This window comes from Methylobacterium sp. 275MFSha3.1 (genome assembly GCF_900108435.1).
Taxonomy (GTDB): Bacteria; Pseudomonadota; Alphaproteobacteria; order Rhizobiales; family Beijerinckiaceae; genus Methylobacterium.
Window position 1 is genome coordinate 37661 of record NZ_FNWP01000032.1, and the last position, 9977, is coordinate 47637.

13 protein-coding genes are annotated in these 9977 nt (G+C 73.8%); 4 read left to right on the plus strand and 9 right to left on the minus strand.

What is annotated here, in order from left to right; genetic code table 11:
* Positions 1 to 35 precede the first annotated feature (35 nt).
* The 3 genes from BLW78_RS27260 to BLW78_RS27270 form a co-directional block, all read right to left on the minus strand.
* Complete coding sequence (locus BLW78_RS27260) at positions 36 to 383, minus strand: carboxymuconolactone decarboxylase family protein (protein WP_020096313.1); 348 nt, start codon at positions 381 to 383, stop codon at positions 36 to 38.
* An 87-nt stretch (positions 384 to 470) separates the two neighbouring features.
* The gene (locus BLW78_RS27265) at positions 471 to 1454 is read right to left on the minus strand and encodes a cupin domain-containing protein (protein ID WP_091683253.1); all 984 of its coding nucleotides are present in this window, start codon (positions 1452 to 1454) and stop codon (positions 471 to 473) included.
* Positions 1455 to 1539: 85 nt separating this feature from the next.
* Positions 1540 to 2253: a TetR/AcrR family transcriptional regulator gene (locus BLW78_RS27270; RefSeq protein ID WP_091683254.1), complete on the minus strand. Its 714-nt coding sequence runs from the start codon at positions 2251 to 2253 to the stop codon at positions 1540 to 1542.
* A gap of 176 nt (positions 2254 to 2429) precedes the next feature.
* On the opposite strand from BLW78_RS27270, the gene BLW78_RS27275 reads away from it, so the two are divergent.
* From BLW78_RS27275 to BLW78_RS27290, 4 genes are all read left to right on the plus strand, one after another.
* Positions 2430 to 3635, plus strand: coding sequence for an acyl-CoA dehydrogenase family protein (locus tag BLW78_RS27275; protein WP_091683255.1), 1206 nt, complete (start codon positions 2430 to 2432; stop codon positions 3633 to 3635).
* 96 nt (positions 3636 to 3731) lie between these two features.
* Positions 3732 to 4910 (plus strand): beta-ketothiolase BktB, encoded by a 1179-nt coding sequence (gene bktB / locus BLW78_RS27280; RefSeq protein WP_091683256.1) that lies wholly within the window; start codon positions 3732 to 3734, stop codon positions 4908 to 4910.
* Positions 4911 to 4927: 17 nt separating this feature from the next.
* Complete coding sequence (locus BLW78_RS27285; protein ID WP_091683257.1) at positions 4928 to 5968, plus strand: phosphotransferase family protein; 1041 nt, start codon at positions 4928 to 4930, stop codon at positions 5966 to 5968.
* Complete coding sequence (locus tag BLW78_RS27290; RefSeq protein ID WP_091683258.1) at positions 5965 to 6294, plus strand: DUF6285 domain-containing protein; 330 nt, start codon at positions 5965 to 5967, stop codon at positions 6292 to 6294. Before BLW78_RS27285 ends, BLW78_RS27290 begins: the two co-directional genes overlap by 4 nt.
* Positions 6295 to 6432: 138 nt before the next feature.
* Here BLW78_RS27290 and BLW78_RS27295 read toward each other — a convergent pair whose 3' ends face one another.
* From BLW78_RS27295 to BLW78_RS27320, 6 genes are all read right to left on the minus strand, one after another.
* Positions 6433 to 6828, minus strand: coding sequence for a CsbD family protein (locus BLW78_RS27295; RefSeq protein WP_091683259.1), 396 nt, complete (start codon positions 6826 to 6828; stop codon positions 6433 to 6435).
* Between the two features lie 80 nt (positions 6829 to 6908).
* On the minus strand, positions 6909 to 7133 hold the full coding sequence (locus BLW78_RS27300; protein WP_091683260.1) for a CsbD family protein: 225 nt from the start codon (positions 7131 to 7133) through the stop codon (positions 6909 to 6911).
* 97 nt (positions 7134 to 7230) lie between these two features.
* Positions 7231 to 8154, minus strand: a complete 924-nt coding sequence (locus BLW78_RS27305; protein ID WP_091683261.1) for a PhnA-like protein — start codon at positions 8152 to 8154, stop codon at positions 7231 to 7233.
* 108 nt (positions 8155 to 8262) lie between these two features.
* On the minus strand, positions 8263 to 8766 hold the full coding sequence (locus BLW78_RS27310; RefSeq protein ID WP_091683262.1) for a CsbD family protein: 504 nt from the start codon (positions 8764 to 8766) through the stop codon (positions 8263 to 8265).
* A gap of 90 nt (positions 8767 to 8856) precedes the next feature.
* The gene (locus tag BLW78_RS27315) at positions 8857 to 9027 is read right to left on the minus strand and encodes a CsbD family protein (protein WP_020096302.1); all 171 of its coding nucleotides are present in this window, start codon (positions 9025 to 9027) and stop codon (positions 8857 to 8859) included.
* A 95-nt stretch (positions 9028 to 9122) separates the two neighbouring features.
* The coding region (locus tag BLW78_RS27320; protein ID WP_139307753.1) for a helix-turn-helix transcriptional regulator at positions 9123 to 9977 on the minus strand (855 nt) is incomplete at its 5' end.

Here is a 9977-nt window from a genome sequence, read left to right on the forward strand (position 1 = left end):
GCACGATTCCTTGCTCAATCGGATGGGGGGAGGGGCTACGCCTCGGCGGAGGCCGCGAAGGCGTCGAGCGCGCGGGTCGCGTAGACGACCGCGGCACCGGCATTGAGGCTGGTGGCGACCCCGAGGGCCTCGGCCAGCTCGGCCTCGGTGGCGCCGAGCTTGCGGGCGGCGTCGGTGTGGACCGTGATACAGCCGTCGCAGCGCAGGGAGATCGCCACCGCCACCGCGATCAGCTCGCGGGTCTTGGCGTCGAGCTGGCCGGTCTTCTGGCCCGCCGTGCTGAGGGTGCCGTAGCCCCGCACCGTGTCGGGGCTGAGCTTGGCGAAGTGTCCGACGCCGGCGGTGACCTGCTGGCGGTAGCTGTTCCAATCGATCATGTGCATGACGACCTCCTTCGTGATGACGAGGAAGGTAGTCGGGGCCGGCCGCGCCCTCGATGACCGCGCGGCGCAGGCCGATGACCGGGCGGATCAAACCGCATGCGGGGGCGCCTCGGCCTGCCGCGCCTGTCCGGGGCGGATCCCGTACTTGCGCAGGAACGCCCGGCTGAGGGCGGGCGCGGACTGGTAGCCGACCTCCGCGGCGAGACGGTCCAGCGGGACCGTCTCGGTGCGCAGGCGGTGATGGGCGAGCCCGAGCCGCAGGTCGGTGAGGAATTCCAGCGGGGCGACGCCCGCCGCCCCACGGAAGGCGCGCACGAGGCTCGCCCGCGACGCGGCGGCCGTCGCGGCCAGTTCGTCCAGCGTCCAGGGATGCACCGGGTCGCGCACCATCGCGAGCACCGCCCGGGCGGTGAGCGGCTGCCCCAGGAGGCGCAGCAGGCCCTCGGCCGGGGCCGACGCCTCGAGATGCGCGCGGAGCATCATCATGAACAGCGCGCTCGCGAGGTTCTCGGCGACCGCGACCGACCCGGCGCGGAGGTCGTTCAGCTCCTCGCGGATGCCCGCCAGGAGCGGCGCGAACCGGGTGGCCAGGGGCTCGGTGCCGACGCTCAGGACGAGGAGGTCGGGCAGGGCGGTCACGATCAGGGTCTGGGGCGCCGCCTCGAAGGCCAGGCGGCCGCAGATCAGCTCGACGTCCGGCTCGGCCCCGACGGTGGTCTTGAACCGCAGATCGTGCGCGTGGCGGACCGCGACGGGCAGGGGCGTCGACGGCGGCGGCCCCGCGCCGTGGAACAGGTGCGCGTCGCCGCGCGGCAGGAGCAGGATGTCCCCGGCCGCGACCTGCAGCGGCGCGCCCCCGGGCCGCCGCAGCGTGGCGCGGCCGCGCGTCACGAGGTGGAAATAGGCCTGCCGCGTCGGCTCCGGCGCGTGCGGGGCGGCCCAGGCGCCGCCGAACCGGCAGACGTCGTCCAGGTGCGGCCGCACGCGCAGCAGCGGCGCGAGGCCGCTCAGCGGATCGTCGATTCCGGCGGTTCCGTGTGCGTCCGCGCGGCGCCCGATCGGTCCGGCCATGCTCCCCGCGCTCCGGAATGCCCTCCGGGCCCGGCATAAGGGCGCGCGGCGGCCTCGACCAGGGGTGTTCGTCCGCCGCGCCGGTTCAGGCCGCCGCGATGGCCTTCTCGACGAAGGCGGTCACGCCGGCGATGTAGCGCTGGATCGGGATCCCGCGCTTCCGGTGCTTGGCCCGCTTCACGTACCAGTCCTGCAGGAGCGGCTTGATCAGCGCCGCGGTGAGATCGACGTCGGCGACCGCGAAGACGCCCGCCGCCGCGCCGCGGGCGAGGACCTCGGCGAAGATGCGCTCCGTGGCGGCCTCGCTCTCCGTCGCCATCGTCCGGGCGGGGGCCGGGAAGCCCTTCGCCTCCATGAAGGCGAAGACGAACCAGGGCTGCATCGCCTCGGTCAGGCGGATATGGGTCTCGATCAGCCAGCGCAGATGCGCGGCCGGATCCGCCGCGAGCCCCGCCGGGGCCTGCCGCAGGACCGCCTCGGCCGTCTCGGCCACCTCGGTGAGGATCATCACCAGCAGCGTGTTCTTGTTGTCGAAGTACGAGTAGAGCCCGCCCATGCTGAGCCCCGAGGCCCGGGCGAGGTCGCGCAGGCTCGTCTCGTGGAAGCCCTGCCGGCTCGACAGCTTCAGCACCGCCTCGATGATCCGCGCGAGGTTGGCGACGGCGACGTGGTCCTTCCGGACGCTGATCCGGTCCCGGTGCCGCGCCAGGATCCGCGCGCAGATCGCCTCGGTGGCGTAGGCGTCCTTCGCCGGAAGGTGCGCCGGAAAGTTCACCGGAAGAGCGTCTGCGGGGCTCATCGATCCATCGTCGCTCCGTCGTCGCGCCGTCGTCGTTTCGTCGTCGCGCCAGCCCGCGGTGGCCACGACCGGGAGCGGCTCCCGAGGTCTAGCCCGTTGCCAGGCGCGAATCCAGGCGATAAAAAGCGAGCGCTCGCTCGATTTTCGTCGTCGGCACCGACCCAGGAGGTGGCCCCGTGGATTTCACCATCTCCCCGCGCGTCGAGGATTACCGCGCCCGGATCGCGGCCTTCGTGGACGCGCACATCCTGCCGCTGGAGGCCGATCCGGCCGCCTATGACGGCCACGGCAACATCAGCCTCGCCGAGCTGGCCCGGCTGCGCGGCCTCGCCCGCGCAGAGGGCCTGTGGTGCCTGCAGCTGCGGCCCCAGACCGGCGGCGCCGGGCTCGACAAGGTCGGCATGGCGGTCTGCTACGAGTCCATGAACCGCTCGATCTTCGGGCCGGTCGTGTTCAACTCGGCCGCGCCCGACGACGGCAACATGATGGTGCTGGAGAAGGTCGCGACCCCGGACCAGAAGGCGCGCTGGCTCGCGCCGATCGTGGACGGGCGCGTCCGCTCGGCCTTCGCCATGACCGAGCCGCATCCCGGCGGCGGCTCCGATCCCGGCATGATCCAGACCCGGGCCGAGCGGCGGGGCGACGGCTACGTGGTCACCGGCCGCAAGTGGTACATCACCGGGGCCGAAGAGGCCGAGCACTTCATCCTGATGGCGCGCACCTCCGACGACGCGCGGAAAGGGCTGACCGCCTTCCTGTTCCACCGGGACCAGCCCGGCTGGCGGATCCTGCGCCGCATCCCGATCATGGGGCCGGAGGAACACGGCGGCCACTGCGAGCTGCTGTTCGAGGGCCTGGAGATCCCGGCCGAGAACGTCCTGATGAACGAGGGCGACGGCCTGAAGCTCACCCAGATCCGCCTCGGGCCGGCGCGGCTGACCCACTGCATGCGCTGGCTCGGCCTGTCGAAGCGCTGCGTCGAGATCGCCCGGGCCTACGCGGCCGAGCGGCACGGCTTCGGGATCCGGCTGGCCGACCGGGAGAGCATCCAGCTGATGCTGGGCGACCTCGCGATGCGGATCGAGATCGGCCGCCTCCTGGTGATGAAGGCCGCCTGGGCCCTCGACCGGGGCAGCTTCGCTCGCAAGGAGGTGTCGATGGCCAAGGTCCACGTGGCCAACCTCCTGCACGCGGCCGCCGACACGGCGATCCAGATCAACGGCGCGCGGGGCTATTCCACCGACACGCCCCTCGAGTGGATCTACCGCTACGCCCGGCAGGCCCGCCTCGTGGACGGGGCCGACGAGGTCCACAAGATGGTCCTGAACCGCAATCTCGAGGCCGAGGGCGACGCCTTCTGGTCGTGGGACGTCGGGGCCTGAGCGTCGGGGCCTGAGCGGGGCCGACACCGTCCGCCCGCCGCGCGGGGCGCGTCGGCAGGCCGAGCCAGACAGGGAAGCCGAGAGGAAGCCGAGAGTATGACCGAGGTCGTGATCACAGGCGCGGTGCGCACCGCGATCGGCACGTTCGGCGGCGCGCTGGCCGGCACGCCGCCCTCCGTCCTCGCCGCAAGCTGCGTCGCGGAGGCGCTGCGCCGCGCCGGGACCGCGCCCGAGGCGGTCGGGCACGTGGTCCTCGGCAACGTCATCCCGACCGAGCCCCGGGACGCCTACATCGCCCGCGTCGCGGCGATGGAGGGCGGGATTCCCGAGGAGGTGCCGGCCATGACGGTCAACCGCCTCTGCGGCAGCGGCCTGCAGGCGATCGTCTCGGCCGCGCAGTCCATCCTGCTCGGCGACGCCGAGACGGCCGTGGCCGGCGGCGCCGAGAGCATGAGCCGCGCGCCCCACCTCCTGACCACCGGGCGGACCGGGTCGCGCATGGGCGACGCCGTGCTGGTCGACTACATGCTCGGCGCGCTGACCGACCCGTTCGGCAACGGCCATATGGGCGTCACCGCTGAGAACGTGGCCGCGCGCTACGCCGTCCCCCGCGACGCGCAGGACGCCTTCGCGGCCGAGAGCCAGGCCCGCGCCGCGCGGGCGATCCGCGAGGGCCGGTTCCGCGACCAGATCCTGCCGATCGAGGTCCAGCGCCGGCGCGAGACGGTGGCCTTCGACACCGACGAGCACCCGAAGGCCACGACCGCCGAGGACCTCGCCAAGCTGCGCCCGGCCTTCTCCAAGACCGGCAGCGTCACGGCCGGCAACGCCTCGGGGCTGAACGACGGCGCGGCGGCCCTCGTCCTGTCGAGCGCCGCGCGGGCCGCGCGCGACGGCGCGACGCCGCTCGCCCGCATCGTCGGCTACGCCCACGCCGGCGTGGACCCGTCCGAGATGGGCATGGGCCCGGTGCCGGCGGTGCGGCGGCTGCTGGAGCGGACCGGCCTGCGGGCGGCGGATTTCGACGTCGTCGAGTCGAACGAGGCCTTCGCGGCGCAGGCCTGCGCGGTCTCCCGCGCCCTCGACCTCGATCCCGACAGGGTCAACCCGAACGGCGGCGCCATCGCCCTCGGCCACCCGATCGGCGCCACGGGGGCGATCATCACCGTCAAGGCCCTCTACGAGCTGGCCCGGACCGGCGGCCGCTACGGGCTCGTGACCATGTGCATCGGCGGCGGCCAGGGGATCGCCATGGCCCTCGAGCGCGTCCCGTGACGCGGCCCTGAGGCACCATGCTGGACGCGGATCAGAGGACGGCGCTCTGCGCCTGGATCGGCCGGACCCTGGAGGCCGGGTCGGTCGCGCTCGACGACGCCCGGCCGCTGACCGGCGGCTCGATCCAGGAGAACTGGATGCTGTCGTGCCGGGTCGACGGCGCGCCCCGGAGCTTCGTCCTGCGCAAGGACGCGGCCGCCACCATCGCGTCGAGCCGCTCGCGGGCGGAGGAGTTCCGGATCCTGCGCGCCGCCTTCGCGGCCGGCGTGAGGGTGCCGGAGCCGGTCGGATTCTGCGCGGATCCGGGGGTGGTCGGGGCGCCCTTCGCGCTGATGGGCCTCGTCTCAGGGGTCGGGCTGGGGCCGCGGGTGGTCAAGGACACGAGCCTCGGCGGCGACCGCGCGGCCTTGGCCGAGCGGCTCGGCCGCGAGCTCGCCCGGACGCACGGCATCCTGCCGGTGGCCGGCCCGGGAACCGCCCCGGCGGACGACCTCGCCTTCCTCGGCGCGCCCGAGCCGGAGCCGGCCCTGGCCGAGATCCGCGCGCTCCGGGCGAGTCTCGACGGGATCGGCGCCGCGCGCCCGGCCCTCGAATGGGGCCTGCGCTGGGCCGAGCTCCACGCGCCGCCCTGTCCCCGGCCGGTCCTGGTCCACCGCGACTTCCGCACCGGCAACTACATGGTCGATGCCGAGGGCCTGACGGCGATCCTCGACTGGGAATTCGCCGGCTGGGGTGACCCGGTCCAAGATATCGGCTGGTTCTGCGCCGCCTGCTGGCGCTTCGGCCGGCCCGACCTGGAGGCCGGCGGCATCGCCCCGCGGGCCGCCTTCTACCGCGGCTACGAGGCCGAGAGCGGGCGCGCGATCGAGCCGGAGGCGGTGCGCTACTGGGAGGTCATGGCGCATCTGCGCTGGGCGGTGATCGCCCTGGAGCAGGGCCACCGCCACGTCTCCGGTCAGGAGACGTCGCTGGAGCTGGCGCTGACCGGCCGGATGGTGCCCGAACTCGAGGCCGCGATCCTGCGCGAGACCGCGCCCGAGCGGTGGGGAGCCCGATGAGCGAATCCTTCCCGGACGCGCCCGCGGGCGCCGCCCTCCTGTCGGTCGCCCGGCAGAGCCTCCTCGACGAGGTCGCGCCGGCCCTGTCGGGGCGCCAGCGCTACGTCCTGCTGATGGCCGCCAACGCGATGGGCGTGGTCATGCGGGAGATCGCGCAGGCCGGCGCGGCGGCCGGGGCCTGGGAGCGGGCGCTGGGCGGCGCCGGATCGCCGGCCGAGCTGGTCGCGGCGATCCGCGCCGGCCGGCGCGACGGGGACGCGGCGCTCCACGCCGCGCTCGTCGAGACGACACGGATCGCCGCCGGCATCTGGAAGGCCCCGGGCTAGCGATCCCGGGCTCCGGATCCGGGCGTCAGTAGGTGCGGCCGGTGCCCCGGCGCCGGTCGTAGCGGCGCCCGAGATAGGCGATGAGCTTCGGCACGATGAAGGCCGTCAGGAGCTTGCGCAGCATCGGAAAAGCCTCCGTCAGCGGGTGCGGCGAACGAGCCATCCCGCCGCGAAAGCGACGGCGGCCAGGCCCAGCAGGGTGTTGGTGCGGTTGGCGTCGGCCGTGCGGATCGCCTGCCGGCCGTAATCGGCGCCGCGGCGGCGCGCGTCCCGGGCGCGGTCCCGGCCCTCGTCGATCAGGTGGTCGGCCCGTCTCCGGGCGGTCTCGGCCAGATGGCGGCCGTTCTCCGCCAGGTCCTCCGTGAGGTCCTCGGCGCGGTCGCGGGCGCGGCCGTAGGCGTACTGCGCGCCGCCGGCCACTTGGTTGACGGCGCCGCGCACCTGGCGTCCCGGGTCACCGGTCAGGCCGCCCAGGGCGGTCTGGGCGCGGCCCTTGAGGTGGCGGGACGCGCCGCGGATCTGGTCGCGGTTCATGCAGCTCTCCTGGTGTCGGGGAATGGAGCCCCGCCTCGGCGGGGGCGGCGGCGCCGGGGAGCCGGCGCCGCGGGACGGATTCAGTGCTTGCCGGTGATCTTGTCGGCGACGGACTTGGCGCCGTCCTTGACGTCGCCGACGGTCTTCTGCGCCTCGCCCTTCAGCTCCTGCGCCTCGCCCTTCAGCTCCTGCGCCTTGCCCTCGGCCACCAGCTTGTCGTTGCCCGTCGCCTTGCCGGCCGCCTGCTTGACGTTGCCCACCGCCTCGTTGGCCAGGCCCTTGATCTTGTCGGTCGTGCTGCTCATCGCGTGTGCTCCTGCTTCGCTGGTGGGGCCGGTCTCCCCGGCCGGTGGTGGCCCCCGCGATCGACGCGGGGGCCGGTGAAGGTGTCAGAGGGAGGTGTCAGACGCGCCGGGTCTCGTAGGCGCCGAGCAGAGTCGCGGGCTTGGGAGCGCCCATCCGACCGCCGACATACGCCGCCAGCGCACCCAGGATCAGCGCCAGCGCGGCGTAGAACGCGCCCTGCGTGGCCGCCGACTTCGCCGTCACGGCAGCGGCCTCGGCCTTCTGCTTGGCGCTGGCCACCGCCTGCTCGTACTGCTTCTGGTAGTCGTCGATCTGCGCCTTGGCCTGATCCGGCGTGATGCCCTGCGCCTTGGCCAGGGCGTCGGCGGCGCGGGTCTTGGCCTGCTCCTTCTGGGCCGGGTCACCGGTCAGGACGGCCTTCACCGCCGCCACGGCCGCGTCCTTGGCGGCCTGCGGGTCCTGGCCGGCGGCCTGCTGGCGGACCTTGTCCTCGATGCCGTCGAGCGGGTTCGAGATCTTCGACAGCGACGGCGCCGCCGCCTGGGCGGCGGTCTGCACCGTGCCGCCGACGAGGTTGCCGGCGCCGCCGAGCGCGCTCGAGACGGTGCCGAGCGTGCCGCCGACCAGGCCGCTGGCGGCCGAGGTCAGCATGTACAGCACCACCAGGGTGGTGACCGCCCAGGAGACCAGCCCGTGCAGGGCGGCCGCACCCGGAAGGGCCTTGCCCGAGAGCCGCCCGGCGATGAGGCCGCCCGCCAGCGAGGCGACGAGGCCCGAGGCGACGAACCACGCGCCCGCGCCCATGGAGACGGTGGAGGCGGAGAGATTGTCGGCGGCGGTCGTGCCGACCGAGGCCAGCCCGACGCCGACGCCGACGAGGTTGATGATCACCTGGGTGACCAGCGCGGTCACGGCGCCGGCGAAGATGGCGCCCCAGGAGACTTGGTTGAGCAGGACGGCGCGCGTGTCGGCGTGCGCGTCCGGCGCGAGGGGCGTTGCAACGGTCTGGATGGTGGTCACGCTGTCACTCCGGTGGTGGATCGCTGAAATTCGTGGGGCCGCCGGCCCCCGGAGGGCCCGGAGGGCCCGGAAGGCCCGGGGACTGCCGGGACACGGCTCAGTCGCGGCTCAGTCGCGGCGGGCGCTGACGAGCAGGCCGAGGCCGAAGCCCGCGATGCCGGCGATGAGCAGGGCGGCGAGCGGGTACTCGGCGACCTGCTGGCCGACCTCGCGGGTGCCGCGGCGCAGGGCGTGGCTGCCGCGCGCGTAGGCGTCCTCGGCGTAGTCGTACGCCTCCTCGGCGGCGTGGCGGACGCCGCGCTCGGCGCGGGCGTACTGGTCCTGCGCGGCGCCCTGGGCGCGGCGGGCGCGGGCCTCGACGTCGTCGGCCCCGAGATCGTCGACGGCGTCGCGGACCCGACCACCGAGGTCGCGGGCCGCGTCGGCCACGTGGTCGGCCGCGTCGCGCACGGTGTCCTTGGCCTGGCCGTAGAGGGTCTCGGCCTGTCCGGCGGCCTCGCGGGCGCGGCCCTCGACCGAGTCCCGCCGCGAGCCGGTCAGGTCGCCGAACGCGCCCTGCACCTTGCCGCCGAGTTCCCGGGCCGCGCCCGTGATCCGATTGGTATCGACCATGTCGTTCTCCTTCGTCGTCGCGTCGGCGACCGCCTCCGCGATCGCCCTCGTGGTGGGGGCGCCTCACCGTGAGGCGCCGGGTGACGTCCGTCAGCGCGGGCCGGAGCCCGCGGGCCCGGAGCCGGCCTTCGATCCGGGCGCGTCGCGCTTCTGGCGCCGGCCCTCGGTCTCCGTCCGGGCATCGCCGGTCAGCTTGCCGATGGCCTCCTTCACCGAGCCCTTGAGGTGCTCGGCGGACGGTGTCTTCCTGTCTTCGGTCATGGGCGCCTCGTCATGCGTGAGAAAACCCTTGCCGAGCGGAAGATGTACGCCGGGCGCGCCGGATCAATGGTTTGGTTGTACCAGTATGGCGGTATTCATCCGTCAGAAATGTTCAGGGGAAAGCCGTTCTCGCGCCCCCAAACGACTGCCTCGCTGCGCTTGTGGATGCCGATCTTGCGGTACAGGGCGGCGCCGTGATTGCGCACCGTGTTGCGCGACAGCCCGAGCTTGCGCGCGATCGCGTCGTCGCTGAGCCCCGAGCAGATCAGGTTGAGGATCTGGCGCTCGCGCACGGTCAGGTTCGGCGCCGCCGCGTCGCCGCCTTCCCGGCGAGGCCGGCGCAGGTTCGCCAGCTTCTCGATCAGCCCGCGGCTGAACCACGACGTGTCGGCCATCACCGTCTCGATCGCGTCGAATAGCTCCCGCTCCGAGTGCTTGCGCTCGGTGATGTCCTGCAACACCAGAAGAAGGAAATCGGCGTCGTTGATCGTGATCCGCTCGGCCGAGACCAGGCAGTCGAGGTTCGCGCCGCTCTCGTGGCGCAGGCACACCTCGAGACCCAGCACGTAGCCCTGCCGCTCCAGGGCGGCCTCGACCTGCAGGCGCTGCTTCTCGGCGACCCACAGGCCGGCCTCCTCCAGCGAGCGGCCGACGACGCGGTCCCCGCCCAGGCCGAAGACCCGGCTGAACGCCTCGTTCACGCCCGTGACCTGGCCGTCCTCGGCCCGCACCAGCACGGTCGGGATCGGCGTCAGCCGGAACGCCTTGGCGAAGCGCTCCTCGCTCTGGCGCAGGGCGGCCTCGGCCTTCCGGCGCAGTTCCAGGTCCGCGAAGGTGAACAGCATGCAGGGCTCGTCGCCCATCTCGATCGGCTGCCCGGCGACGATCACGAAGCGGCTCCCGCCGTCGGGCAGGTCGAGGCAGGCCTCCATCTGCGGGATCGTGCCGCC

Bases quoted from the DNA above. Each gene is read 5' to 3' on its own strand.
- BLW78_RS27290 (WP_091683258.1), top strand. From the start codon at position 5,965: ATGAGCGAATCCTTCCCGGACGCGCCCGCGGGCGCCGCCCTCCTGTCG.
- BLW78_RS27285 (WP_091683257.1), top strand. From the start codon at position 4,928: ATGCTGGACGCGGATCAGAGGACGGCGCTCTGCGCCTGGATCGGCCGG.
- bktB (WP_091683256.1), top strand. From the start codon at position 3,732: ATGACCGAGGTCGTGATCACAGGCGCGGTGCGCACCGCGATCGGCACG.
- BLW78_RS27300 (WP_091683260.1), bottom strand. From the start codon at position 7,133: ATGAGCAGCACGACCGACAAGATCAAGGGCCTGGCCAACGAGGCGGTG.
- BLW78_RS27270 (WP_091683254.1), bottom strand. From the start codon at position 2,253: ATGAGCCCCGCAGACGCTCTTCCGGTGAACTTTCCGGCGCACCTTCCG.
- BLW78_RS27315 (WP_020096302.1), bottom strand. From the start codon at position 9,027: ATGACCGAAGACAGGAAGACACCGTCCGCCGAGCACCTCAAGGGCTCG.
- BLW78_RS27265 (WP_091683253.1), bottom strand. From the start codon at position 1,454: ATGGCCGGACCGATCGGGCGCCGCGCGGACGCACACGGAACCGCCGGA.
- BLW78_RS27295 (WP_091683259.1), bottom strand. From the start codon at position 6,828: ATGAACCGCGACCAGATCCGCGGCGCGTCCCGCCACCTCAAGGGCCGC.
- BLW78_RS27260 (WP_020096313.1), bottom strand. From the start codon at position 383: ATGCACATGATCGATTGGAACAGCTACCGCCAGCAGGTCACCGCCGGC.
- BLW78_RS27310 (WP_091683262.1), bottom strand. From the start codon at position 8,766: ATGGTCGATACCAATCGGATCACGGGCGCGGCCCGGGAACTCGGCGGC.